Genomic DNA, 25,759 nt, shown 5'->3' with positions numbered 1-25,759 from the left:
CAAATCGAACTCGTGCTATCGGTGGCGTTCGATCAGCCGCAAGGAGTCCGATCATGAACGCCGCCCCCGCTCGTCCCGTCGAGCCGACCGCCGCGACCGGTTCGCTCAAGCTCGACAGCGCCGCCCTGCAGCGCCTGATGCAGGAAGTGCGCAACAACGCCGTCAGCACGCCCAGCGCCTACAACCGCATGCACAACCGCCACAACCGCTAGGTCCCGTCCGGGCACGTATCATGGTCGAAATCGACACGGTCCTCGTCAAGCTGGCGAGCCGCTGCAACCTCAATTGCGACTATTGCTACGTCTACAACATGGGCGACGACGCCTGGCGTCGTCAGCCCAAGCTGGTCAGCGAGGCGACCATCGAGGCCCTGGCCGATCGCCTGGCCGAATTGTTCGCCGTCCAGGCCAAGCCGTTCAGCATCGTCTTCCATGGCGGCGAGCCGCTGCTTGTGGGGGCGGCGCGGTTCGACAAGATCTGCGCGACCCTGCGCCGGCGCCTGCCCTCGCCGATCGGCCTGCACGTCCAGACCAACGGCCTGCTGCTCTCCGATCAGGTCCTCGACATCTGCGCGCGCCACGACGTCGGCGTCAGCATCAGCCTGGACGGTCCGGCCGCGGTCCATGACCAGCATCGTCCCGACCTGCGCGGCCGCGCCTCCCACGCCAAGGTGGTCGCCGCCATCGATCGCGTCCTGGCCCATCCGCAGGGCGAGGCGATGCTGTCGGGCCTGCTGTGCGTCGTTGATCTGGCCGCCGATCCGCGGGAGGTCTACGATTTCTTCAAGGCCACCGGCACGCCGAGCGTCGACTTCCTCTATCGCGACGGCAACCATGACACCCTGCCCATGGGCAAGGCCAGCCTGACGTCCACCGAATACGGCGACTGGATGGTCCGCATGCTCGACGCCTATCTGGCCGATCCCGCGCCGATCCGCATCCGCCTGCTCGACGACATGATGCGCCTCCTGCTGGGCGGGCGCTCGGTCAAGGAGGGGATCGGCGAGGACGACTACGGAATTCTGGTGGTGGAGACCGACGGCACGCTCACCAAGAACGACACCCTCAAGTCGGCCAATGGCAGCGACCGGTTCGACAAGACCTGGACCGTCTTCGACGATCTGCGCGTCTTGGTCGGCGCGCCCGACTTCATCGCCTATCACCAGGCCCAGCGCCCCTCGGCCCCTGAGTGCCGCGCCTGCCCGGACCTGAAGATCTGCGGCGGCGGCATGCCGACCCATCGTTGGAGCGCCGCGCGCGGACTGGACAACCCCAGCGTCTTCTGCGCCGACCAGAAGCGCCTGATCGACCATATGCGCGCGCAGATCGCCTCGCGGATCGCGGCCTGATGACCCCCGATTTCACGAACGCCGAAACCCGCGACACACCGTTCCCTCATTTTCGGGTCGCCGACCTGCTGAGCGAGGCGACCGCGGACGCCATGCTCGACTGGCTCGACGCTGACGCGCCGTGGAAGCTGCGCATCGCCTCGTTCTACGAGCAGCACGAGTTTTCCATCCTCGCCTGCTCGGCGCCGGGCGCCATTGCTCAGCTGGTCTCCGCGCCGGTGATCGCCCGGATCGGCGAGGAGCTGTCGGCCCGCCTGCGCGCCCCGAAGCTGCAATTGGTCGACGTGTGCGCGCACCGCCTGGTCGCGGGCCAGACCATCCGCGTCCACAACGACTATATCGGCGAGGCCGAAAGCCACCGCCTCGTCGTTCAGCTCAATCGCGGCTGGAGCGTCGAGCAGGGCGGTCTGCTGATGCTGTTCTGCGAGGACGACCCGGCCAGCGTGACCGACGTGCTGTTGCCAGCCCATCGCAGCGCCTTCGGCTTCGAGATCTCCGAGCGCTCGCACCATGCGGTGTCGACCATCCACGCCGGCCAGCGTGACACCCTGGTCTACACCTATCGGAAGGCGGCTTGACCCGCCTGCAGGTCCGGATCCACGCGGCGCTGAATGCTTCCTCGGCGCGCTGGTACGAGGGCTTGGCCAGCGACCTGGCCGCCCACGCCTGGTCGGGCCTGGCGCGGATCGGGATCGACGCCGAGACCTATGGGGTTTCTCGCGTCGTCGCCGGCGATCCAACCGCCCAGCGCCACGGCGTGGCGTTGACGGGGCTCGCCTGGGCTCACCCGGTGCGGCTGGACCTCTTCGATGCGACCATGCGCCGCCGCTATGGGGCGCTGGGCCTGCAGCCGCCGCCCGAGACGTTCTCGGCGAGCGCCTTCGAGGCCGCCCTGGCCCGGGCGATGGTGGTGTTGGACACGGTCGCCCCGGTCGGCGCGGCCGTCCGGTCCTTGGTCTGGTCGGTCACGCCCCTGGCCGTCACCGGTCCGGATTACGACAGCGGCTTCAGCGACCCGGACGTGCCGCTGTCGATCTTCATCGGCGCTCACGCGCCGGAAGACGAGGTCCCCCCGATCCGACTGGCCGAAGGCGTGCTGCACGAGGCCATGCACCTGCAGCTGAGCCTGATCGAGGATGTCGCGCCCTTGGTCGTCGGCGGCGTTTTCGAACACCATTCGCCCTGGCAAAACCGGCCGCGCCCAACCCAGGGCCTCCTTCACGGCCTCTACGTCTTTCGGGTCGTGCAGGACTTCCTGCGCGCGGCGCTCGCCGCCGACGCGCTCTCGCCGGCCGACCACGCCCATGCCCAAAGGCGGATCAAGCAGATCGACGCCGATTGCGCCCAGCTCTCGGCCCTGAAGACCAGCATCGACCTGACCCCGACGGGGCGTGGCCTTGTCGAGCGCCTTGAGCGATGACGAGGTCCCGCCGGCGTTGAGCGCGGCCTGACAAGCGGGACGCGATGACGGCGCCGCGTTGACGCCTCTTTGACGCTCCCGAATTTTGCCGGCGCCCGGATGCGCCGCAAGTCCAGGCTGATAGGGTGAGGCTTCACGCGCTTGGCGACCCTTGCCGCAAGCCGCCATGGTCGGGATCGGAAGATGGCTGATGACGAGACTGCCCCATCAGGCTGGCCGCCGCCGTTCACGCCGTTCGAGGCCTTTGATCTTCACACCATCGAGACGATCTGCGCGCCTTTCGAGACGGTCAACGTCCAGGACCTGGAGCGCGCCCTGATGCAGCTGGCCTTGTCGCCGGACGCCATCGAGAGCGGCCGTGCGAACGGTCTTCGGCTGCTCAGCGGGGCCGCTTCCCTCGTGCTGCGGCCGTCTGAAAAGGGCGAGGCCTGGCGGGCCCGGTACGCCTCCAACACCTACCGTAGACCCGTGCTGGAGGATTTCAGCCCCGACCAAGCGCGGGTGCTCGGCGAGCTGGCGGGCTTGGTCGCCCATCCAGGGCTGAAAGCGCGCCTGGGCGACATCGCGTGGTCGCTGGATCGCAAGCTCGGAAAGGCCGCCAAGATCGCGATCGACGGCTATGTCGAGGCCGCGCGACGCCTCGTCGAGGGCGCCGCTAAGGCGCGCCATGGGATCGAGCAAAGGGCGTCGCACGAGGCGCTCGATCTATACGAGCGCGCCTTCTACCTGGCGCGCCGCACCCACAAGACGGGTGTCTGGCCTGGCGGCCTGGTGGAAGGTTTTGGCCAGCTTTGGCTGACCGCCCGCGAGGCGGGTTTCGCCCCGCTGGCGCTCAAGGTCGCCCGGCTTGGACTGCACTACGAACTCTTCGATCCGGCCGAGGCCGCCAAGGCCTTGGAGGCGGTTGTGGCCAAGAACGGCTCCAAGACCGCGGCCTTCGCCAATGGCGACGTGCTCGACGCGGCCGCCGATCTCCATGAACAGGCCGGCGATCAGGAGGCGGCCCGTCGATGCCGGCTGGCGGCCGTTGATCAGCTCCTGGCCATGCGCGGCCAGGTCAGTTCGGCCGGCGCCGAGGCCCATTGGGTCCAGACCGCGCTCTTTTCGCTGCGCCACATCCCCGACACCGCCGAGTTGCGCAAGACGCTCCGCCGGGAGCTTCGCGATCTCCAGGAGGATAGCCTTGGGGAGTTCGGAAGCTTTTCGGTCCCGATGGACATCGGCGAGGACCGTGACGCCTTCCTACGGGTCTTCGATCCGCTGGACCTTCCGGCCGCGCTCAAGCAGTTGGCGGTGATTTCCAAGCCCAGGCCGATCGCCCGACTTCGGGCCCAGGCCCTCCAGTCGCTCGAGACCGCGCCGATCAGCGCGATGATGTCGAGGGTTTTCTCCGACCAGGACGGCCGCAACGCGGCCCATGCTCCGGGGGCGACGTCCGGCGAGGAGCCGAGCGAAGAGTGGTTCAAGGCCACGATCAACGACCAGGAAGGCGTCTATCGCCGCTGGATTCTGGCCACGCGCTTCGAACCGGCGCGTCATTCCCTCGTCGAGCGGTTCAACATCGACGAGCGGTGCTTCGTCCCGATCGTCCAGGCCTCGCCCTTTGTGCGGTTGGAACAGGTCCGCCTGGTCAGCCAGGGCCTGGCCCGGTTGATCCAGGGCGACTACCGGTCGGCCGTTCACCTCCTGACGCCGCAGCTGGAACCGGGCCTACGCTATATCCTGCGCCAGGCCGGCCATGATCCGTCGATCGAGTTTGACGACATGACCGAAGAAGATGTCGGATTGCCCGCTCTGCTGGGACGCTTCCGCCACCAGCTGGAGACGCGCCTGCCCCCGGAGGTGGTGCTGGAACTGGAGCTTCTGTTTCATCACCGCCCGGGCACGGCCCTGCGCCATTCGGTGGCCCACGGGACGCTCGGCGCGGGAGGATGTTTCGGCGACGACGCGGTCTATGGCTGCTGGCTGATCTATCAGCTGGTCTGCGTGCCCTTGCTGCAGGACTGGGACGCGCTCGTGGCGCCGGCGATCCGATCAGCGACCGAATAGCGCCGGCCGATCGGCGGAGGCGTTTTGCGTTGCGCCCATCGCGTGCGCGCCGTGCGAGGGCGACGTCCCAGCCCTAGTCGGGCAGCAGATCGTAGGCCTTGAGGATGCGGTAGGTGGTCTGGCCGTCGATGACGCAATAGAACCGCGGCCGCCCAGGATGCACCGTCAGGCCCCGAAGCGTCCCGCGGACGACTTCGCCAATCAGATGCGCATGTTGAACGATCGAGATGTCGGCGCCGGAATTGACCAGCCGATAGACCTGATCGGCGCGCTTGCCGCACATCTCCAGGGTCATCTCCCGAAAGTTCGTAGGGCCCTTCAGCAGGAAGGCGGCCGTGCGGCGGCGATCGGCCACGGTGACGGCGCAGGAGAAATGATCGTTGAACTCGCCGCCCCAATCCTTCTTGGTCGGCTCGTTCAACAGCTTGGCGAAGGCCTGCTTGACCGCCTCCTCGGGCACGGCCTTCATCACCTCCATCCATTCCTCGGCCGAGGCCGGGGTCACCGACGTCAGCCTGGCGAACTGATCGATGTCTTCGGCCAGGATCTCCCCGTAATCCTGCCCCATCCAGGCCAGGCCTTCCCCCCGATTGCGCGGGTGCTCGAGGGTCGGCGCGCCCATGACGATCGGCTCGATCTCGAAGCGGTCGCCGCGATCGTGCAGCAGGCCCAGCATCGCTTCGCGGTAGCCGCCTTCGGCGCCCTGGGCCAAGGTCATCCGACCGGTGTCGGCGCAGATGTGACTGGTGTGATAGGCCAGCGTTACGGGCTTGCCGAACTCCACATCCAGCAGCACGCCCTGGCTGACCCGCGCCTGGTCATAGACCTCCGGGCACGGGGCCAGCCGCTCGGTGCTGCGAAAGACCTGCCGAGGCTTTCCCCGCGCCAGGGCTTCCAGCAAGGTCGGCGCGTCCGCGGCGTCGGCCATGTCCAGAGCCATCGTCACCAGCAGGTGGTCGTTGCCAAGGCTGGTGAGGTGATCATCGCCCGGCCGGGCGAGCTGGGCGAACTCATCGCGCAGATCGGGCGGCAAGGACGACAAACACAATCGCCGGTTCAGGAAGCCCATGTCGATGTGCTGATAGTATTCCGCCTTGCGAACCTCGGCGCCCGGATCCATCCCGCTCATCTGTTCTCCAGCCCTGTCGACCGCTTGGCCATATTATATTTCGCCGCCCCAAGCCGGCTTGGTAGATCAGCAGGGCTCATGATCCCACGGGGAAGCGTACATGACCTCGATCCGTCCGACCGGCGCCCCCTCGTGCTGACAGCCTATTTCGACGATAGCGGCGGGACGTCCACGGCCGATCACCTCGTCGAATACGCCAACCTGGTTCGACCAGGCTCAGAGTAGAGCCCACCTGGTCCTCGCCGGATCAGCGCGTTCGAGCGATTTTCGGAGCGGGCCTAGATGGCTTTGGAGGCCCCCATCGACAGCGGCGCGGCACGTTTGGTCCCCGGGCTGGCAAATCTTTACACAACCTTCACTTGTGTTGATGGACATGGCTACATGATCCCGTGGCTGTCACTGAAGCGGTCCGCCGCAGTCGTTGGCTTATTCGCCGTCCTGGGCCCGGCAATATGCCTGTGCATGGCCAACGCGCGGGGCGGATTGGTTTCCCTGGTCGTCGCCCTGTTGATGACTTTGGCTTTGCTGCCTTTGGCGGCGGGGTCACTTTGGTCCGCCGTTTGCGGCTTCGCTCTGGCCGCAATTTGCGCGATCGCATCGCTCAGGCTTGGAAAGCGATGGCTCTATTTGGTGGTCGCGACCATTGGTGGGGCAGCATCGATGTCTTTGGGCGGGATTTCGACGACATCGGATACGGAACGATCAATTACACTGATCGCCGCGTTTGCGGGCTTGGTTTGCGGCGTGGTCTCCCTCCCGATCATTCGTCCGAGAACAATTGATCCCGTTCTGCCCCCGTAGGGGTCCGGCGCTCGCTGCCTGGAAAGGTCTGAAACGTCCGAACATAGGATTGGAAATCTGAGCCGGGCCCTAAACTGACGCGCCGGCTGGACCCAATCGCGAAGCGCTCGCGGGACAGAATTCCGCGGCGTTTCCCCGCCCGCGCCCTCAGCGAGACGAACCTAACGCCGGGCTTGGATTTCGGCCGCCATCATGGCCGAGCCTGCGAAGCTCGCGACATGGGCCTCTGTCACCTGCACCTTCGTGCGCCTCGCGGAGAACCAGGTCGCCACGGCGGTCGACATCGTCGCGCTGCGGCCCATGCGATCCGGGTCCGCGCCCTTGCGCTCCTTCGCGAACACGCCGGCGCCCAGGCGGTGGAGATGTGGCGGGACGAGCCGGTGATCGCGTTGATCACCCGTGACGGCGCGCGCCTGATCGGCCAGGTCGACGCGGCGCAGGCTCCGCTAGACGACTGACCCGGGCCTAGGCGGCCACATTCTCGCGCGTGGCCTTCATGCGCCGAAACGCCGCGTTCAGATCGCTCAGCGCCATGGCCAGCGGCGCGCCGTTGCGAAGCGCGCGCTGGGCTTCAGCGTGGCGGCCGCGGTTGATCTGGTCAGCGACCGAGCCGGCCGCTGCATGAAAGGCCCTATGGGCTTCCATCAAACCGAGAAAGGCGTGGTTTCCCGCCCAGCGCCTTTGTCCCTCGCCATGCAGCCAGCAGCCTGTCTCGCACTGGCGATCCGACTTGAACGCGGCGATATCGAGCCCGTCTTGCCCGTCGATCGCCGCTTGCAGCGCGTCGCGGACCTGTCCGTGAAGACGCGCCTGTTCCTGAAGGTCCATGACCAAACCCTTGGTTCAATCTGAAGGCCCATCCTGCCCAAACTAGGTTTTCAAAGGGTTTTCGCGCGAGCCTCATCGGCGTCTGAGGGGCGACTTATCCACCACAAAGCGCTCGCCAATCGGCATGGATCGCTACAATGCCCATCTAACCCGAGGCGGCCTGCGGCGGAACGTTCAAGCTCAAAGCACCCGCCACGGCGCCAACCTGGTCGACGACCCGACAATCCCATTATACAGACGCCAATTGCGGCGTTGGCGGCCTGCGGCGGCTCTGGATCGCTGCGCGGGCGCCAGGCGCCGCGCGTCGCGAACGCAAGGCCGGAGTCTTTGAGTGTCGTCTGAGCAGGCCGTCGCCCTCCCTGTCGAGGATCTCTTCGTCGAGACGCCGCGGGGACCGCTCTTCGCCCGGGCCTGGGGCGGCTCCCGTGCGCGGGCCGAGGATAGGACGATCGTCCTCCTCCACGACTCACTAGGTTGCGTCGAGCTTTGGCGGGATTTTCCTGAGAAGCTCGCGCAAGCCTCGGGCCTTGCCGTCGTCGCCTATGACCGTCTGGGCTTTGGCCGATCGGCCCTCCATCCCGGAAAGCTCAGCTTCGACTTCATCCGCGAGGAGGCGGCCGGCGGCCTGGCCGCCGTGACGACGCACCTGGGCCTGAAGGACCACATCCTGTTTGGCCACAGCGTCGGCGGCGCCATGGCGGTGGCGGCGGCCGCCGCCTCGGACGGTCGCTGCCGGGCCGTGATCACCGAGTCCGCCCAGGCCTTTGTCGAGGATCGCACGCTGGCCGGCATCCGTCAGGCCAAGGCCGCCTTCGCCGCGCCCGAGCAGGTCGAGCGGTTGGCGCGCTATCACGGGCCCAAGGCACAATGGGTGCTCGACGCCTGGACCGAGACCTGGCTGGCGCCGCGGTTCGCCGACTGGTCGTTGGATGACGATCTACGGGCCGTGACCTGTCCCGTCCTGGCGATGCACGGCGACCTGGATGAGTTCGGCTCCACCGCCTTTCCCGAGCGCATCGCGGGCCTGCCGCACGCGATGACCCAGATGACGGTGTTCGAGACCTGCGGCCACGTTCCTCACCGCGAAAGGCCCGAGGCCGTGCTGCGGACGGTGACGTCGTTCCTGGCCGAGGCCCGGGCCGAGGAGCGCCCGGCGCGCTCCGCCGATGAAGGCGGGACGCCCAGCTAGTCGTAGTCAGCGCCAAACTGGCCGTTGGGGAAATAGTTGGCCGGGGGATAGGCGCGGCCGGCGAACCAATAGCCAAACTGCGGAATGCTCACGAACCTGTCGCGGGCGCGCCACAGGGTGGTGCCCAGCACCTTGGACGGATTGTAGCCGCCAATCACCAGGTCACGGCTGGCCAGCTCCTTGAGCAGTTCGGTGCGGTTGAGCGGGTGGGCTTGGTATTTGAGAATCTGCTCGACCATGTTGAGGACCAGGGCGGGCTTGGGATTTGACTGGGTCTTGGTTCTGGGGGGCGGCGCGGGGATACGCGGCGCGCTCTTGGATTGGAATGTATCCACAGGGCGACCGCTCGTCGCAATCTGTTCCCGTAAAGTTCTCGGCGTATCCTCAATACCTGTGGACGCCTTGTGGACAAGATCGATCAGGTCCGCCCAGAACCAGGACGTGAGCGCCGGCGGCGCCGTTCCGGCCGAAGCCTCCAAAAGAGCAATCATTTCCGCAACCTTATCAAGCTCGTAGGCGAGCTGGACTTGTCGCTCCTGCAGTAGACGCTTCAGATCTTCCATCGCCTAGCAGTACCCTCAAAGACCTGCCGACCCAACACCAACCGCGCCTTCTCCACAAAAACATGCGATGTATCCGGTACTCTGGCGGTGTCGACCATCGTTTAGGCTGGCCAAGTATGCCATTTTACAGGTCAGCAGGTCGTTCGATTCGAACGGCGAGCCACGGAGACGCCGACGAGATCACGAACGTTTAGACGGCGCGCTGGAGATCACGGACGCGACCGCAGGGCAGGGGCCACGAAAAAGGGCCGCTGACCAAAGCCAACGACCCTTTCCCGTGAATGGTCAGCACCGATCGCCGGCGCATCGCATTCCCTTCTGCAAATCGGAAGATGCGTCCGGCGGTCGAAAATTGCAACGGCCCGAGTGGCCTTCAGGATTTACGACCATGCTCAGCAAGACGCCCCGCGTCCGCGTACGCACCTATGACCGCATCCGCCACGGCGGCCATGAAGTGGTCTGCAAGCACACCCGCCGCTTCCCCCGTCCGCGCGGACACAAGCCCGAGTAACGATCAGACATCGCCTGAACGGGAAGGGCCATCGGGAGACCGGTGGCCCTTCCTTTTTGACCGGCGCGAGCCGCCGCCGTCCGCGGCCGTGCTGCGCCGGGGCAAAGCCCCATTTGGGGTGTTGGAAAGATTCGCAGGCTCGAAGCCGGCGCCCGGGCTGGACGGCATGACGCGCGCCCGCGCCGACGATGGAGTTGGCTTGACCGAAGCACGGCCCGCGCCCCAGGCCATGGCCGCCTGGCCGCCTGGCCGCCTGGCCGCCTGGCCGCCTGGCCGATCTAGCCGGCCTCGCGCGCCAAGCGCGGGGTTGGGAAGACAAGCTCGGAGACCGGGATCCGGCTAACCCAGAACCGGCTCTTCTCGCGCCGGCCGCCCCGGACGCCCTGCATGATCTGGTGACGCTCCAGGTCCCCCGAGCAGTGCTTGCCAAGATAGTCGATGAAATGCCGAACGGCCGGCAGGATGCCGCGACGGGAGGGAAAGGTGACGTGAAGCTCGGTCAAGATGGACAAGTACTGCGGCAGCACGATTTCCAGAGCGCCGTTGCGCAGGTCATCGCGGCACAGGCCCAGGGGCAACAAGGTGACGCCCAGCCCCTGGAGGGCGGCCAGACGAATGACGACGAACTCGTCGACGATCAGAACCGGGTTGTGCTTGACCTGCACCTCGTGATGGTCCGGGTCGACCAGCGACCAGACATGGGGGCCCTGCGGCGAGGAATGGCTGATCGTCGCCATGGTCGCCAGATCGTTGGGCGACTCAGGACGGCCATGCTCGTCGAGGAACGCCGGACTTGCGACCAGCAGGGGCTGGTAGATGCCCAGGGGGCGGACAATCTGGCTGGAATCCTCGTAAGGCATGTGCCGGATGCGGATCTCGAGGTCGAAATTCTCCTCGATATTGACCTCGCGATTATCCGTATCGAGGGCGATGCGGATTTCGGGGTAGGCCTTCATGAAGGCCGGCAACAGCGGCCCGATGACGAACTGCGCCAGCATGGTCGGGCAATGGATCCGGATCACCCCGTTTGGCGCGGCTTGGGCCTGGGCTACGCAATCGGCCGCCGAATGGGCCGCGGCCATCATCGCCAGGCAATGCTCGTTGAACTCGCGCCCCAGATCGGTGACCGCGAAATGGCGCGTCGAGCGATGGATCAGGATCGTCCCGAGCCGTTCCTCGAGCCCGGTGATGCGCCGGGACACTTTTGAGCGGGCCATGCCCAAGGCGCCGGCGGCCGCGGTTATGCCCTGATGCTCGACGACCTTCGAGAACAGATAAAGATCGTTCAGGTCAATCATATGATCCTGCGCCGCCCCCCTTTGTTGTCGTTGCAACTTGTCGACAATAAACAATATTCCGTTCGAAGCGAGCGCGATCTGTCGCCGCGTCGAGGTTCGCCGACGGCGTCCATGCTCCGCCCCGGCGCGGGAAATCCGTTGGAGCCGGCCGCCGCACATCCGACCGCGGGGGCCGCGCGCCATAGGCGACGGAACGGCCCGGCCAAGGGGATGAATATGGAAATCAGTTGTGTGTTTTCCGCGCCTTCTCCGCGTTCGCCGCCTTCCGCAACATAGCGCCCGGCGGGCGGCGCCCTCGCCGTCGTTCGCGCCCTCGCGGGCTTGCGGCGGGACGATGTTCGCGCGCCGCGAGATTGCAAAAGAAAAGACCGGGAGCGGACGGGGCGCTCGGCGAGACTGGCGGCGCCGATCCGGCCCGGCTCGCCCTAGATGTCAAAGAGAAGAGTCATGACGATTAAGATCGATCTCTATAGCGACTTCGTTTGTCCCTGGTGCCTGATCGGCGCCAAGAGGCTGGACAATGTTCTTCAAGAGCAGTTCAGCCAGGCCGACATCGACCTTGAACATCACCCGGTCTTTCTGGATCCCGATTGCCCCGAGGGCGGCGTTCTGATCGCCGACATCCTGAAGGCCCGGTTCGGCAGCTTCGACCCCAAGACCATGTTCGCGCGGCCGGAGGCGGAGGCGCGCGGCGTCGGCCTTGATCTGGACATGAGCAAGCAGCCTTGGATGTATCCCACCGCGGCCGGACATACGCTCATCCGCCTGGCCCGCCCGCTGGGAACTCAGCACGCGCTGGCGACGGCCCTGGCCTCGGCCTATTTCCTCGAGCAGCGCAATATCGGCGACCTGGACGTGCTGGCCGACATCGCCTCGGCCCATGGCTTCACCCGGCAAGAGGCGCGCGCGGCGGTTTCATCGCCCGACCAGATCGCCGTGACGCGCCAGGCCGCCGCCGCCTCGAAGGCGGCCGGGGTCAAGAGCGTGCCCCATCTCGTCGTCAACGGCGTCGTCACCCCGGTCCAGGACGAGGCGATCGTCCAGGCCCTGCGCCTGGCGACGCGATAACTTCCTCCCGCGATCGAGGATTGGGGCCGGTCCGGCGTCCACGCGGCGCCGGCCGAGCCCCGGACCACCGACGACAACGTCAGGCCGAAAGGACCTCCATCCCATGGGCCGCCGGGGACGTGTCGGGGGCGGCGGCGCCCGCTGAACTACGCCGCCTCGAATCCGGTCGCTGCGCCGAAACTCGCCCTGAGCCAGAGCCTTGATCTGAAGTCGCCCTGACCAGCCGTCAACCGCCGAAGATGCGAGCCAGCTCCAGCGCGTCCGCCGACGCCAGCTCCGAGGCCTCCAGCCTCGCGGCCGCTTCCAGCAGGGCGATCCTGGCCGCCTCGATCCAGTCGGCGTCGGGGCGCGGGGTCTCGGCGAGATCACGAAGCTGGCCCGAGGTCATGGGAGCCTCCTAGGCGCGGGCGCGCAGATCGCGCACGTGCTGGCGCTTTCCGGTCGAGCGCGGCAGGTATCCGGGCGGCACGATCTCGACGGCGGCGGTGACGCCGATCACCTCCTTGATCAACGCGACGAGCCTGGACTGCTCGCCCGGTCCCGGCGGGGCGGTCGGGCTGGCCTCGACCTGGATCTTGACCTGGTCCAGGCGTCCGGGCCGCGACAGCTCGATTTCAAAATGCGGCGCCAAGCCGGGGCAGCGCAGAACCAGCTCCTCGATCTGGCTGGGAAAGACGTTGACGCCGCGAATGATCAGCATGTCGTCGGAGCGCCCGATGATCTTGTCGATCCGGCGCAGAAGGGTCTGCGCGCCCGGCATCAGACGCGTCAGGTCCCGCGTGCGATAGCGGATCACCGGCATGGCCTGTTTGGTCAGGGTGGTGAAGACCAGCTCGCCGGACTCGCCGTCCGGCAAGACCGCGCCCGTTTCCGGGTCGATGATCTCGGGAAGGAAATGATCCTCCCAGATGGTGGGGCCGCTGCGGTCGCCGGCGAATTCGCTGGCCACGCCCGGCCCCATCACTTCGGACAGGCCGTAGATGTCGACGGCCTGCAAGTCGAAGGCGGCCTCGATCTCCAGACGCATGGCGTGGGTCCAGGGCTCGGCGCCGAAGATGCCGATGCGCAAGGAACTGGAGCGGGGATCCACGCCGATGCGCCGAAACTCGTCGAGGATCGCCAGCATGTAACTGGGCGTGACCATGATGATCTCAGGTTTGAAGTCGAGGATCAGCTGGACCTGCTTTTCGGTCTGGCCGCCCGACATCGGAATGACCGTGCAGCCGGCGGCCTCGGCGCCGTAGTGCGCGCCCAGCCCGCCGGTGAACAGGCCATAGCCGTAGGCGATGTGGACCTTCATGCCCGGCTTGCCGCCGGCGGCGAAGATCGACCGCGCCACCAGGCCCGCCCAGGTCTCCAGGTCCGCCTTGGTGTAGCCGACCACCGTGGGCTGGCCGGTCGTTCCCGACGAGGCGTGGAGGCGGGCGACCTCCGCCTGGGGAACGCTGAACAGGCCAAAGGGATAGTTGGCCCGCAGGTCCGCCTTGGTGGTGAAGGGGAACCGCGCCAGATCGCTCAGCGCCCGCAAGTCGTCGGGCGAAACCCCCGCCGCGTCGAAGGCGGCGCGGTAGTGGGCGTTGTGGGCGTAGACATGTCCCAGGGTGTCGCGCAGGCGGGCCAGCTGCAAGGCGCGCAGTCCGGCCAGGTCGAGGGCGGGGTCGAGGCGATACTGGCGTTCTGGATTCAAGGTCGCCTCCCACGCGTCTTGCAAACTCTAGGCGGAGAATAATATTTGAACGTCCGGTCGGTCAATTATTCATTCCGACCCTTGGCGCTGAAAGACCAGTGTCCGACCGGGGCGGGTCGGCTCGATCGCCTGATGCGCGCCCCGGCCAGCCGGTCAGTTCTGGCCGATGTAGAGCCGTTCCGGCGTGTCCGTTCCCACTTCCGTCATCTCGATCAGATTGCCGGACGGATCGCGGAACTTGCCCACGACGATCGAGGTCGTCGAGGCGATCGGGTAGGGCTCCATCACCACGGTGGCGCCGTTTTTCTCGGCCCGACGAATGACATGCTGCATGCCTCGGGTCATGAAGCACCAGCAGTTGTTGTCGTTGACCCCGTAGCCTTGGTTGGACTTCATGCGTCGGTCGACGATGACACGGGGCGCGGGATTGGCGATGGCCTCCTCGACGGTCTTGCCCACATTGAGCATGATCAAATGGTCGTGGAACGCCCCGATCTGCTGCATGCCGAACGTCGCCTTGTAGAATTCGGCCAGTTCATGAATGTCGTGGGCCGGCAGTCGCACATAGCCGACCCCGGTCATGACGCCGTCCTGGTCCGCGCTCTTTACATCGCCGACCTTGGCCTTTTCAGATGACATGTTCGACCTGCTTTGCGGAGTGGAATGATCGGGAAATTGTGCTGGGGCGCCAAGGCTGTCCACGACGGCTTTCGGACAACTGTTTCCCAAACCGTGACGTGGCGACGCCGGTTGGAGACGGCGTCTCGCCGCGCTCGCCGACGCGCTTAGAGGCCGTGCACGATGATCTGCTCGACGGCCTTGCCCACGGCGCCGAAGAACAGGACCGCCGTCGCCAGCGTCTGCACGCCAAAGCCCGCGGCGCGCGCCTTGGGGTCCTTCACATAGGCCAAGGCGTACAGGAAACGGCCAAGGATCCAGACCAGGCCGGCCGCGGCGGCCACCGCGCCGTTCCAGTAATAGGCGAAGATCCACAAGGACGGCAGATACAGGGGCAGCCACTCAAGCGTATTGATCTGCACGCGATAGGCCCGCTCGAATTCGGGATGGCCGGTCACGGCCGGGGCGACGATGTTGTGCCGCGCCCGCGCGGTGGCCACCCGCATCGAGGTCCACAGATACATCGCCAGCGACAGGAGCGTGACCAGGATCACGGCGTTCACCGATTGCATGTTGTCTCCTCTGCACGCCGAGCGGCGTGGTGTTGATCTATGGCGCCCGACCCGCCGGGCGGGCGGGCGGGCCTGGGTGTGGCGACGGCGTCGGCGGCCCTGGACGCGGCGGAAGCGCCGGGCGCGACCCGTCCCTGCTTGAACGAAGCGTCGGACCTCTGCGCGAGGCCCGACGCTCCAGGTTCGGTCGGCTTTAGAAATCGGCGCTCACGGTCAGGCCGAAGGTGCGCGGCGCGGCGTAGGTGACGACGCTGTTCAACGTCCCGGCGCTGAGGTTCTGGGTGATCTTGGCGTTGGTGAGATTGCGTCCCCACAGCCGCAGACCGATGCCGTGAGGCAGCTCCATGCGAAGGGTGGCGGCGACTGTATTGTAGCTCGGCTGGCGCAGGATATTGTCCGGCTGGCTGTAGTAGCCGTCATTATAGCTGTAGCTGACGTTCGCGCCCACCGCGCCGAAGCTGGTCGGCACGTGGTAGTCCGCGGTCACCGTCGCCGCGAAATCGGGGGTCTGCGGCAGGCGATTGCCCTTGGCCGATCCGATGGTCGTGACCACGCCGCCAGGGACCTGGTTGGCGATGATGGCGGCGGGAAAATCGGTGAACCGATCATGCAGCAGGGTGGCGCCGCCGCTGAGCGTGAAGTTGGAGCTCAGGCGCGCCTCGAAGTCCAGGTCGAGGCCGTAGACGGTCGAGGCCGCGCCGTTATAGACCGTGGTCACGACGCCGTCCGCCTTCAGCACCTGCAGGTTCTTGTAGTCGTAATAGAAGGCCGCCGCGTTGAGGCGGAAGCGGCGATTGAACAGATCGCTCTTCAAGCCGACCTCATAGGCGTCGAGCGTTTCAGGCGCGAAGGCGGGGGCGGCGGGCGAGGGCACGTTGTAGCCGCCGCTCTTGAAGCCGCGATTGTAGGAGGCGTAGACCATGGCCTCCGGCGAGAAGCGATGATCCAGCGAGATGCGCCAGGTCGGATCCGAATAGCGCTTGGACTGATTGGGAATGGCGGGCAGCGGGACGTTGGACGGACCGCCGACGACGTCGAACGATTGGGACGCATCCAACCGGTGCCGTTCCGTCGAGTAGCGAAGGCCCACGGTCAGATTGGTCTGGTCGGCGATCGCCGCGGTCGCCTGAGCGTAGCCCGCCAGGGCGTCGACCCGTTGATTGCCATAGGTGTACGACGTGCCGATGGTCCCCAGCGGCGAGGGCTGCTGGAAGGGACCAAAGAGCATGGCCTTGACCGGATCGAAGCGCCCGGCGCTCTGGAAATAATACAGGCCGGTCACCCACTGGATCGGCGAGGTCGCGCCCGACGACAGCTGCAGCTCCTGGCTGAACTGATGATCATATTGGTGGGTCGAGATCCCGACCGCCGGGGTCGGGGTGGAGTCGATGTCGGAGAAGACCGCGTTGTCGGACTTGCGATACGCGGTGATGCTCGACAGATGGCCAAACCCCAGCGTCTGGTCGATCCGCACGGAAACCCCGCCCCCTTCGTAGGTCGAATAGGGGTCCAGATCGGCGTTAATGTCCCAGGCGGAGTTGATGTAGCCTTGCGGAAGCGGCGAGCCCGTGCCGGGCGCCAGCTGGCTGGAGGTGTACAGCGAGCCGTTGTTCTTCTGGTAGTCGGCGCTGAGACGGATCGCGGTGTTGTCGCCCGGCGTGTAGAGCAGCGAAGTCCGAACGGCGATGTCGTCATTGGCCTTGTAGACGTCCTTGCCGTTGAACCGGTTGACGCCGTAGCCCTTGCCCTGACCGCCCACATGGCCGGCGAAGTCGGCCGCCACCGAGCCGCCCAGGCCGCCGGTCACGTAGACGTCGGCAGTGGCCGTTTGGTAGTTGCCGGCCCCGATTTCGATCGTGCCGCTGGGATCGGCGGACGGCGTATGGGTGACGACCTGGATGAGGCCGCCGGTCGCGTTGCGGCCAAACAGCGTGCCCTGAGGCCCCTTCAGCACTTCGATCCGCTCGATATTGTGCAGCGCGAGCAGCGAAGCGGGCGCCGAGGCGATGTAGACGCCGTCGATATAGGTCGCCACGCCGCCTTCATAACCCGGGCCGATGACGCTGTTGCCGACGCCGCGGATGCGCGGAACCACATAGCCCGAGAAATTGGTGATGGTCGCGCTGGGCACCGCGCGTCCCAGATCGTTGGTCGTCAGGATGCCCTGCTTTTCCAGCTGCTGGCCGGTGACCGCCGCGACGGCGATCGGAACGTCCTGCAGGCGCTCCTCACGGCGTTGGGCCGTGACGATGATCTCTTCGATGCTGGTGTCGTCGACGACCTTCGGAGCTTGGGCCGGAGCCGACGGCGCGGCGGGCGCCTGGGCCTGGGCCTGGGCCCCGGCGGCCCAGCACAGCGCGGCGAGGCTGCAGCCCAGGACGAGACCGGCCTTCTTTCCGGTAAACGCGGATGAAGCGATATTCATAGTACCCTCCCTCAATGTTATCGCCTTTTCGGCGTTTATTTAATTTTCTAGGCTTCGTCAGTCGGGCATCGCGTGATTATTAACGCGAAATCCAACCCATTTCTGTAACGCGATCGTTTCGCACTCGCCGCCGGAGACCATCGATCAGATCTCGGCGGTTGTGGTCGTGGAGACGCCGTCATCGAAGCCATGACCGACCTCGACGATCTGGACTAGGCCGGCTTGAGCTGCTGCATCAGGCCCGCCATGTCGGCGTTGGCCCAATGCTCGACCTGCTTGCCGTCGCGCAGTCGAAGGATGTCGATGACCGAGACGTCGATGACCCTGTTGGACGCCGGCATGCCCATGAAGTCTCCCAGATGCGTGCCCTGATAGGACTTCCGGGTGATGACCGCGTCGCGCTCGGCGTACTGATCGTGGACAACCACTTTCAAGTCAGGGAAGGCGCCGCGAAACACGGTGAAGAACATGAACGCCGCTTCCCGTCCGGCCGGCGCGCCGCCGGGCCCGGCGTGGTCCTGGAAATCTTCCGCGACCAGCTCGTCGAAAATCGCGCGGTCGCCCGTTTCGACGAAATCCTTGTTGAAGCGACGAACGGCCGCCTTGTTCTCTTCCTGGATCGACAACTTTTCGTCCCTTGTTTCACCCCAGATCTTGCAAGACTTCCAACGCGCCTTTGTTTGGCGCCGGCGAGTATGATCGCCGCATTTTAGTGTTGGAGTGCTCGCGCCTGGGTCTTTTCGTTGTGAATTTGCATCCTGGAGGCAGTCCGATCACAGACACCCGCAAGATGAGGCGAATCTGCCACGAACCGCGCGGGGGTAAACCGGCCAAAAATGGACAACTGTTTCCTATGAGGCGCGCCGCGCGCGGTTCAGACTCTGACGGTCTGTCGTGAAACGCGGGCGAAACAAGGCTGCGCGGCCCCAAAGCAGAGTGCTTTGCTCTACTCAAGGACCTTTATGTTGCGATGAACAATTGGAGATTGACTCTTACCGGGTGGAAACACCGATGAACCGGCAGGTGGTCGGCGCGAGCGCGGACGCCGTGCAAGGCCCAAGCTGCGCGTGGGACGCCTTGCGCGGGGCCGGCGTTTCGGCCTCGCGGATCAATCCTTCGCACTGAGGCCTGCGGCCCCGACGGTCATGGGACCGTCGGGGCCGCGACCGGCCGACATCGATCAGGATTCTCGAGATCGGACCAAGGCGGCTAGGCGCGCCTATCGCGACCTCACTGCGCCGCCAACACCTGGGCGTCCTGCTCGACCAGTCGGGACATGATCGATCTGAAGCGCGCGACATTGCGATCCATCGAGAGCATCAAGGGCCTGGCCTGGGGATTGGCGCGCATCGAGGCCTGCTGCGCCTCGATCATCAATTTGTCTTCGATGATCGCCTTTGCATTTCTGAGCTTGCGGCCCTCGTCCGGCGGCGCCTTGTCCCAGTTGCCCGAGTTGTGGAAGACCTTGCACGTGCTTTCCGTGACCGGGACGACGATCTGGCAGCCGGAGGCTTGCAGCAGCAACCTGTCGGCCGGGATGTCTCCCTGGGGGAAGGCTTCGCGGATGCCGACCTCGTAGCTGTCGATGTTGATGGTCAGCACGCCGGGCGCCGAAAAATCGGTGATCGCGTGTTCTTCGAGCGGGCGGCCGTGCCCGAGCAAGTCGGGTCGCCCTGGGAAAATATGCCACGAATCCATGGCGATGCCGCGGTCGTGGGGCGTTGAATTCTTGGCGACTTCAGCGGCGAAAATAGCCGCGGCGGCCGATGGGTCGCCCCCGATGAGGCTGTCGAAATGCAGAAATGGAATATGGGTCAGGTCCAACAGATTGTCCCAGAGCATCCGCGCCGAGCCGTCGATGTCGGTCGTCTGGGAAAACACCTGATAGCCCGCGTCCCCCTCGCCGATGATGGCGGGCAGCGCGCCTTCGTCGGCGCGCTCGGGGTCGCCCATCCAGATCCAGACGCCGCCATGTTTTTCGACGGCCGGGTAGGTGCGCACGCGCACGCTCGGGGGGATGATCGCTTGGCCCGGAATCTCGACGCAGCGGCCGTCTTCGTCGAATTTCAGGCCATGGTAGCCGCAACGCAGACAATCGCCGATCCGTTTGCCGAACGAGAGCGGCACCAGCTTGTGCGGGCATAGATCCTCGAACGCCACCCATCGGCCGGCCGCCGTCCGATAGAGCACGAGGGGTTCGTTGAGGATTCTCGCGGTCGACTTATCGGCGTCGAGCTCGCTGACCCAGCCGGCCATGTACCAGGCGTTGTAGATATAGCCTTCGAGCCGTTCAGTCGGTCGTGTTGACGTTGATGTCATAATCAATCCTCTCCAATCGTGTGGGGACGCGGCCTTGGCGCCGTCGGGCCGCCGAGACCAGGCGGCGCCCGAAGCCTCGCCGCTCCGCATTCCGGCCCGCGACATGGGCGGGCTGTTTGCTCTGTTCGGCGCTCGCCATCGGTCCAACCTGGCGCGGCGAAGGCTGTGCTCGCGGTCACAAGATCGCCGTTGCGCTGCGAGCGGCCTGCCCGGCGGCGTAACGCGCGCCCGCCTCGGCGGGAAGCGTCTGGTCGCCTCTGGTCCACCACGGCGTCAAGGCGACCTTGACGACCTTCCAGCCCTCGGCGCCGCGCTTCAGCGTATGGGTTGACTGCCCCCCGAGCGTGAAATGGCGGCCGCCCAAATGATGTTCGGCGATCAGGTAAGTCGATACTTCCGCAGCGCTCTCGGTTACCTGATACCGAAAATTGGAAAGGTAATGCTGCGTGACGTCGAAACCTTCGAGCAGACGCGCGTAGGCGATCCATTCGTCAATGCGCCACACGCGAGATGAACTAACGCTCGGATTCGACGCATCCGGAAAATCCATCTCCACGGCATCGTCGAACGCGCTGCGATAGAGCTTCCAGTTCAATGTATCCGCGCCAAGGCACCATCGACCGACAAGAAGATCGTTCAGATTCTGGCGCTCAATCATGGAATCCAGGTCTAGCGAACCAGACAATGACACGATCATCTCCCCGATGCTTCGGCTTTAGCCGTTATATTTCGTTTCCACCGGGCGAAGGGTCGCCGAAATCGGCTCCTCCATCGCACCGCGCCCGCCATCGTTTTCAAACGGCGGAAAGCAAGGCTGCCCGTTTCGTCGGAACGTCTCCTGCGGCCGCCGAAACGTCCCTCATCTCGTCTTGACGCCTAAGGCCTCCCGCCGGTCCTTTTCACCGGTTCCGCTCTTGATCTGAGGGCGGCTGACGCGGTTTGCGAAAATCGATGCGTGGGACATCGGAACGCCGCCGAGCAGCCCTTCTCATTGCAGAAACCGACTTTCACCGCGTCTCGTGACCCAGAACGCCGACGTGTCGGCCAGGAGTCTTGGCACGATCCCCGTCGGCGTAAATCGACAAAAAATGCACAACTGTTTTCCATACAGGCGCATACCGGCTGGCCGGCGGGCGATCGCGTGGCCGGACGCCGAGCGCGCCGGCGGACACCGGTGATCCCTCGGTTCGGGCCGCCGTAGCCTCGTCACGGCGAACGCCGCCGCCGCCCGATACCGCAGTTCTGCGGTATTGGCAGAGCTCTGCATGCAACCTAGAATAACAATGCGTCGTCGGCCTCACGATCGGCCCGTTCCAAATCCCCCATGAGGAATCGACCTCTCCGCCCGGGTGGCCAACGTGCATGTCCAGGCTTGCGCTAAAGACGTTGGCGGATGTTCTTCAAGCATCTTCTCAACGCCCGGCGCGGTCGCGGCCGACGACGCACTGCGCGCGCGGGACTTGTCCCGCGTCGGCGCCTCGACGGGGCAGGGTGACGCCGGAGTCCTTTTCCGATCGCGCTCCACGAGACGGCCGACCGCAAGCGACGGCGCGGACATCGTCGCCCGCACCGGGGCTCTGGATCCGATCGGCCTGCAGCGCAAGAAGCGCGCTGGCCCATCAAGACGCTGACCCAAGGGCAGATCGGCGCCGAGGCGGCCGAGGCCCTGAAGTTCACCCCGGCCCTTAAAAGTCTCCGCGCCCTTGAGGGCGCGCGCTCGCCCGTCAGTTGCGGGGCAAGCGCGGCGACACTACAGCTTCGCCGGCGCCGCGCACGGAGACCCTCATGGGCAACGCCCACCGCTTTGTTGAAGCCATCGATCCCCGCACCGGCGCCTTGCTGGGTCCCAATGGCCCGATAGCCGACTTCCAGACCGCGCCCGTGCTGATCGTTCTGGCCGACCCCGGGGCCGGCAAGACCCAGCTTTTGAGAAGCCTGGGACCGCTGGAGCTCTATCGCCGCGCCAGTCGTGTCATCGATCTCCCGCTGCCGGCCGGCGCTCCATGGCGGATCGACGCCATCGACGAAGCGCCCGGCGAAAGTCATCAGGCCTGGGACCGCATCGTCGGTCGTCTGGAAGAAGCGGGCAAACCGCAGGTCGTGCTCAGCTGCCGGGCGCAGGACTGGCCGGGGCAAGCCGTTGTCGACGACCTGAATGACCTTTACGGCCAGAACGCCGTCCGGGTGGTCCGGCTCAGACCGCTCGACGAGGCCGGCGCCTTGGCCGTCCTGCAGGATCTTGCGCCGGACCCGGCCGGCTTCGTGGCCGAGGCCCGCGCCCGCGGTCTGGGGGACATGCTCAAGAACCCCAACGACCTGACGCTGCTGGCCATGGCCGTGGAGCGCGGTTGGCCGTCGGGCCGCACCGAGATGTTCGACCAGGCCATGCGGGTGGCCTTGGAAGAGGCCAACCGCGTTCACGCCGAGCGCCGGCGGCCCGAGACCGTCGAGACCTTGATGGCGCCGGCGGGTTGGGCGTCGGCCGCGATGCTGATCGCCGGCCAGGACGACACCGCCTCGGACGGACGCGAGCTTGCGTCGCCGACCGGCCCGGCGATCACGCCGGACAATCTGCGCGCCGCCCTGCGGACCCGCGCCTTCACGGGAACCGAACTGCATCGCGTGCAGCCGGCCCACCGGACCGTCGCCGAATATCTGGCCGGCCGCTGGCTGGGGGCCAACATGACCACGGCCCTGGCCGAGCGGCGGGTTCGGGCGATGATGTTCTCCAGCGACGGCCGGCCGCCCACCAGCCTGCGGGGCCTGTTCGCCTGGACCGTCAACCGGATGGCGCCGGCCCGGGCGCGCGCCTGGGTGGCGGCCGACCCGGTGGGCCTGGTGACCCACGGCGACCTGAGCCTCCTGACCGGCGGGCAGAAGCTTGACCTGCTCCAGGCCTTGGACGCGCACTATCGCCGCGACAGCCGCCTGTCGGGCCTGATCGGCGGGGAGGATCGCTGGCGCCTGCTGATCGACGACCATACCGCCCCCAGGATCAAAGCCCTGCTGGGCGATCCCGAGGTCGCGGTCAATCTGAAGCGCCGCCTGCTGGACGGGGCGGGCGCGGCCGCGGCGCCGGCCAGTCTCATGTCGAGTTTCCTGGCCCTGGCGCTCGACGCCACGGCCGAGGTCAATGTCCGCGCGAGCGCCGTCCAGGCCTATCGGCTGGCCGGCGGGGCCCCCGCGCCGATCCTCGCCTTGCTCCAAAGCCTGAACGACGGCGGCGGCGAGGACCGGGCGTTCATTCTGCGCAGCGCCATCCTGCGGGCCATTTCGCCCACCGCCGCCATGGTGGCCCAGACCCTGCTGGCGCGCCGACCCGACGACATCGGCGGACGCCTGGCCTTCTCGTTCGATCACATGGCCGATCAGGAATGGCCCCTTCTGCTCGACCGGCTTCTGGCGGCCATCGCCGGGCGACGGGCCAGCGCCGCCCGGCGGGCGCGCGACAGCGAGCGCGAGCGCGCCCTGGCGCGCGTGCTCTCCCGCCTGCTGCGCGACCAGGTCTCGGCCTTCACCGACGATCGCCTGATCGGCCTGCATCAGGCCCAGGTCCTGTCGATGACCTTGTCCAAAGGCGACCGCCTGCGCCTGCTGGCGGTGCGCGACGCCAACGACACCGCCGCGTTCAAGCTTTTCGAAAGACAGGTGGTCCCCGGACGGGTCGAGGATCTCTGGACGCGCTTCAACGATGTCTTCGAAATCGACGGCTTTTTGGAGAACGACGAGCGCCTGTGGCCGTCCATCCTCGCCCTGGCCAAGACCCAGACCCGCCCCGCCAAGGTGGCCGCGCTGCTGGACTGCATCGTCCATGGGACCTTCAACCGCCCGCTGCCCCCCGGCCTGGAGGCCGAGATCACCGGCCTGCTGACCAGCGACCCGGCGTTCGCCGGACTGCGCCAGGCCCTGGCCAGCGCGCCGGCTCGTCGCCGGCAAAGCGCGACGTGGGCCGCGGCGCACGCCCAGCGTGACGCCCGCGAGCAGCAGAAGGTCCAAGCGACGCTCAACGACGCGCGGATCGCCGTCGAGGCGGCGCGGCCAGGCCTGCGCGACTGGAGCGATCAGCGCGCCCTGGCCTGGATCGGCCAGCTGTCGGCCGGCTATCTGGAAGGGGCGCGCATTGGGTCCTTGTCGTCCGAACGGCGCTTCGACAACCTCGCGGCCGGCCTGGGCGACACGCTGGCCGCCGCCGTCGCGGCCGATCTGATCGCCGGCCTGCCCAAGGCCAAGCCGGCCGACGACGACACCCGCCTGGCCGCCCTGGCGGCGATCGAGCTGCTGCACAGCCAGGATCCGGCCGCGATCGAAAACGCCGATCTCATTCCCGACGATCTGGCCGGATGGCTGTTACGGGCCTGGATCTGTGACGGCCGCGGCGCGAACGATCCCTATAGCGGCCAGGATCTGGGTCCGGCGTCCTGGCCGGGTCGGCTGCTGGCGACCCGGCCCGCGACGGCCGAGGCGGGATATTTCGCCTATGCCGGGCCGGCCTTGGCCGACGGCGACGACCACGTCATGGGCCTGCATGGGCTGGCCCACAGCGCGGAGTTCGCGCCCGTTCGCCGCGACTGGGCGCTGAAGCTTCTCAGCGCCTGTCCCCATTGCGGCCCGGCCAGCGCCCACGAACTCTTCCACGCCCTTCTGCGGGACGAACCGGACGGCGGCGTCGCCGAGGCGGCCGTACGCTTCCTGGCCGACAAGACGCTCAACAAGGACATCCGCGCCCGCTGGACGGCGCTGGCCTGGTTGCTCGATCCCGCCGACGCCGGAAAGATCTTCACCGCCTGGCTGACGACCGCCGATCGGAAGAGCGCCTGGGCGGCGATCGCGACGCTGCGCGTCGACCACGGACCTCAAAGATGGCGCGCGATGTCGCCGTCGCAGCTGGCCGACCTGCTCGAAGCGCTGGCCCCCCGGTTTCCACCCACGCCGACGCCCCGGCGCCGGGGCGGGTCGACCAACCCCTGGGACGGCGCCGAGCACGTGGCCGAACTGATCGGCCTGCTGACTCGGCTGGGCACGCCCTGGGCGCGCGACCGGCTCGAGGGACTGGCGGGCAAGCCCGAGATGACCGCCTACGCCGATCTATTGCGGCAAGGGGCCATCTCGGCCGGCGAGACCGCGCGCGAGCGGGAACTGACCGAACGCGACCTCAAGGCGATCAGCGCCGGCCTGTTGGGCGGACCGGCGGCCACCGTCGCCGACGCGGTGGCCACGGTGGCCGCGGAACTGGAGGATCTGGAGCAGCGCTATCGCCGCCGGGGCACGGGCTGGCGCAAGTTCTGGAACCTCAAGACCGAGGACGGGGTGCTGATCGCCGACCGCATCAAGGGCGAACCCGAGTGCCGCAACATCCTGCTGGACGATCTGGAGCCGCGCCTCCTGCCCTTCGCCCTGCGGGCCGAGGACGCCACGGCCAACGATGACCGCATCGACATCACCGTTGAATCCCACGCGGCGATGTTCCCCATCGAGGTCAAGCTCGACGACAATCCGGAATTGTGGACCGCCGCCGCCAGCCAGCTGAGCCGGCGTTACGCCGACGACTACCGGGCCAGCGGCGTGGGGATCTATCTGGCGATCTGGACCGGCCGAGGCCGAAACCGGGCGGCGATCAAGCCGCCGCGCGGCAAGACCCCGACCTCGGCGGCGGCGCTGAAGGCGGCGCTGGACGCCGGCCTCAAGGGCCAGGACCGCGAGCGGGTCACGGTCGTGGTGATGGACCTCAGCCGCCCGGCCGTCGTCGTCGCCAGGGCCAAGGCCAAGCTCGAACAGAAGGCCCAGGCGCGCGCCAGGGCCCAAGCGGCCGCGCCCGCGGCCAAGCCGCCCAGGGGCGGCCGGAAGACCACGCCCCGCGCCGAGCCAAAGAAGCCTCCCAAGGCGCCAAAGACGCCGTAGGCCGTCAAAGGGCAGGACGTCCTGGCGAGATCCCGG

The 25,759-nt window shown here is 66.7% G+C and carries 23 protein-coding genes; 10 read left to right on the top strand and 13 right to left on the bottom strand.

Annotated elements, in window-relative coordinates; all coding sequences use genetic code 11:
• Positions 1-53 precede the first annotated feature (53 nt).
• The 5 genes from yhhA (at position 54) to G3M62_RS25605 (ending at position 4,817) form a co-directional block, all read left to right on the top strand.
• A complete protein-coding gene (gene yhhA / locus G3M62_RS25625; RefSeq protein WP_165191640.1) occupies positions 54-212 on the top strand; it encodes a YhhA family cyclophane-containing RiPP in 159 nt (52 codons plus the stop codon).
• A 20-nt stretch (positions 213-232) separates the two neighbouring features.
• The gene (gene yhhB / locus G3M62_RS25620) at positions 233-1,348 is read left to right on the top strand and encodes a cyclophane-forming radical SAM/SPASM peptide maturase YhhB (RefSeq protein WP_165191639.1); all 1,116 of its coding nucleotides are present in this window, start codon (positions 233-235) and stop codon (positions 1,346-1,348) included.
• Entirely contained in the window at positions 1,348-1,926 is a 579-nt protein-coding gene (yhhC, locus tag G3M62_RS25615; protein WP_165191638.1) for a cyclophane-containing peptide 2OG-Fe(II) oxygenase YhhC, read from the top strand. The genes yhhB and yhhC overlap by 1 nt, the downstream gene beginning before the upstream one ends.
• Positions 1,923-2,768: an aKG-HExxH-type peptide beta-hydroxylase gene (locus tag G3M62_RS25610; RefSeq protein WP_165191637.1), complete on the top strand. Its 846-nt coding sequence runs from the start codon at positions 1,923-1,925 to the stop codon at positions 2,766-2,768. Before yhhC ends, G3M62_RS25610 begins: the two co-directional genes overlap by 4 nt.
• Before the next feature lie 183 nt (positions 2,769-2,951).
• The gene (locus G3M62_RS25605) at positions 2,952-4,817 is read left to right on the top strand and encodes a DUF7380 domain-containing protein (protein ID WP_165191636.1); all 1,866 of its coding nucleotides are present in this window, start codon (positions 2,952-2,954) and stop codon (positions 4,815-4,817) included.
• 73 nt (positions 4,818-4,890) lie between these two features.
• Here the strand turns inward: G3M62_RS25605 and G3M62_RS25600 are convergent, their stop codons facing one another.
• Entirely contained in the window at positions 4,891-5,946 is a 1,056-nt protein-coding gene (locus G3M62_RS25600) for a hypothetical protein (RefSeq protein WP_165191635.1), read from the bottom strand.
• A gap of 282 nt (positions 5,947-6,228) precedes the next feature.
• Here G3M62_RS25600 and G3M62_RS25595 point away from each other — a divergent pair, with 282 nt between their 5' ends.
• Complete coding sequence (locus G3M62_RS25595) at positions 6,229-6,747, top strand: hypothetical protein (RefSeq protein WP_165191634.1); 519 nt, start codon at positions 6,229-6,231, stop codon at positions 6,745-6,747.
• Between the two features lie 161 nt (positions 6,748-6,908).
• On the opposite strand, the gene G3M62_RS25590 is transcribed toward G3M62_RS25595, so the two are convergent.
• On the bottom strand, positions 6,909-7,088 hold the full coding sequence (locus G3M62_RS25590; RefSeq protein ID WP_165191633.1) for a hypothetical protein: 180 nt from the start codon (positions 7,086-7,088) through the stop codon (positions 6,909-6,911).
• 124 nt (positions 7,089-7,212) lie between these two features.
• Positions 7,213-7,575 carry a CZB domain-containing protein gene (locus G3M62_RS25585; RefSeq protein WP_165191632.1) on the bottom strand — a complete coding sequence of 121 codons (363 nt, stop codon included), beginning with the start codon at positions 7,573-7,575 and terminating at the stop codon, positions 7,213-7,215.
• Positions 7,576-7,906: 331 nt separating this feature from the next.
• Here G3M62_RS25585 and G3M62_RS25580 point away from each other — a divergent pair, with 331 nt between their 5' ends.
• On the top strand, positions 7,907-8,764 hold the full coding sequence (locus G3M62_RS25580; protein WP_165191631.1) for an alpha/beta fold hydrolase: 858 nt from the start codon (positions 7,907-7,909) through the stop codon (positions 8,762-8,764).
• On the opposite strand, the gene G3M62_RS25575 is transcribed toward G3M62_RS25580, so the two are convergent.
• Positions 8,761-9,327 (bottom strand): hypothetical protein, encoded by a 567-nt coding sequence (locus G3M62_RS25575; RefSeq protein ID WP_165191630.1) that lies wholly within the window; start codon positions 9,325-9,327, stop codon positions 8,761-8,763. The two genes, G3M62_RS25580 and G3M62_RS25575, sit on opposite strands and share 4 nt — an antisense overlap.
• A gap of 388 nt (positions 9,328-9,715) precedes the next feature.
• Between G3M62_RS25575 and G3M62_RS26835 the strand changes: the two genes are divergently transcribed.
• Entirely contained in the window at positions 9,716-9,838 is a 123-nt protein-coding gene (locus G3M62_RS26835) for a hypothetical protein (protein ID WP_281360104.1), read from the top strand.
• Positions 9,839-10,116: 278 nt separating this feature from the next.
• Here the strand turns inward: G3M62_RS26835 and G3M62_RS25570 are convergent, their stop codons facing one another.
• Positions 10,117-11,136 carry a LysR family transcriptional regulator gene (locus tag G3M62_RS25570; protein WP_165191629.1) on the bottom strand — a complete coding sequence of 340 codons (1,020 nt, stop codon included), beginning with the start codon at positions 11,134-11,136 and terminating at the stop codon, positions 10,117-10,119.
• A gap of 447 nt (positions 11,137-11,583) precedes the next feature.
• Here G3M62_RS25570 and G3M62_RS25565 point away from each other — a divergent pair, with 447 nt between their 5' ends.
• Complete coding sequence (locus G3M62_RS25565) at positions 11,584-12,204, top strand: DsbA family oxidoreductase (RefSeq protein WP_165191628.1); 621 nt, start codon at positions 11,584-11,586, stop codon at positions 12,202-12,204.
• 226 nt (positions 12,205-12,430) lie between these two features.
• On the opposite strand, the gene G3M62_RS25560 is transcribed toward G3M62_RS25565, so the two are convergent.
• From G3M62_RS25560 to G3M62_RS25525, 8 genes are all read right to left on the bottom strand, one after another.
• Positions 12,431-12,592, bottom strand: coding sequence for a hypothetical protein (locus G3M62_RS25560; RefSeq protein ID WP_165191627.1), 162 nt, complete (start codon positions 12,590-12,592; stop codon positions 12,431-12,433).
• Between the two features lie 9 nt (positions 12,593-12,601).
• A complete protein-coding gene (locus tag G3M62_RS25555) occupies positions 12,602-13,891 on the bottom strand; it encodes an AMP-binding protein (RefSeq protein ID WP_165191626.1) in 1,290 nt (429 codons plus the stop codon).
• Positions 13,892-14,044: 153 nt separating this feature from the next.
• A complete protein-coding gene (locus G3M62_RS25550) occupies positions 14,045-14,530 on the bottom strand; it encodes a VOC family protein (RefSeq protein ID WP_165191625.1) in 486 nt (161 codons plus the stop codon).
• Between the two features lie 146 nt (positions 14,531-14,676).
• Entirely contained in the window at positions 14,677-15,081 is a 405-nt protein-coding gene (locus G3M62_RS25545) for an MAPEG family protein (RefSeq protein WP_165191624.1), read from the bottom strand.
• A 193-nt stretch (positions 15,082-15,274) separates the two neighbouring features.
• Positions 15,275-17,506, bottom strand: coding sequence for a TonB-dependent receptor (locus tag G3M62_RS25540; protein WP_165191623.1), 2,232 nt, complete (start codon positions 17,504-17,506; stop codon positions 15,275-15,277).
• Between the two features lie 212 nt (positions 17,507-17,718).
• Positions 17,719-18,132, bottom strand: coding sequence for an ester cyclase (locus G3M62_RS25535; RefSeq protein ID WP_165191622.1), 414 nt, complete (start codon positions 18,130-18,132; stop codon positions 17,719-17,721).
• A 604-nt stretch (positions 18,133-18,736) separates the two neighbouring features.
• Positions 18,737-19,825 carry an aromatic ring-hydroxylating oxygenase subunit alpha gene (locus G3M62_RS25530; protein ID WP_165191621.1) on the bottom strand — a complete coding sequence of 363 codons (1,089 nt, stop codon included), beginning with the start codon at positions 19,823-19,825 and terminating at the stop codon, positions 18,737-18,739.
• A 175-nt stretch (positions 19,826-20,000) separates the two neighbouring features.
• Positions 20,001-20,483 carry a nuclear transport factor 2 family protein gene (locus tag G3M62_RS25525; protein ID WP_165191620.1) on the bottom strand — a complete coding sequence of 161 codons (483 nt, stop codon included), beginning with the start codon at positions 20,481-20,483 and terminating at the stop codon, positions 20,001-20,003.
• 1,127 nt (positions 20,484-21,610) lie between these two features.
• Here G3M62_RS25525 and G3M62_RS25520 point away from each other — a divergent pair.
• Positions 21,611-25,723, top strand: coding sequence for an NACHT domain-containing protein (locus G3M62_RS25520; RefSeq protein ID WP_165191619.1), 4,113 nt, complete (start codon positions 21,611-21,613; stop codon positions 25,721-25,723).
• The last annotated feature ends 36 nt before the right edge of the window (positions 25,724-25,759 follow it).

Origin of the sequence: Caulobacter soli, assembly GCF_011045195.1 — a bacterium.
In the GTDB taxonomy this organism is placed as follows: Bacteria; Pseudomonadota; Alphaproteobacteria; order Caulobacterales; family Caulobacteraceae; genus Caulobacter; species Caulobacter soli.
Note: the sequence above shows the minus strand (reverse complement) of the source record. Positions and strands in the feature narration are given on the sequence as shown.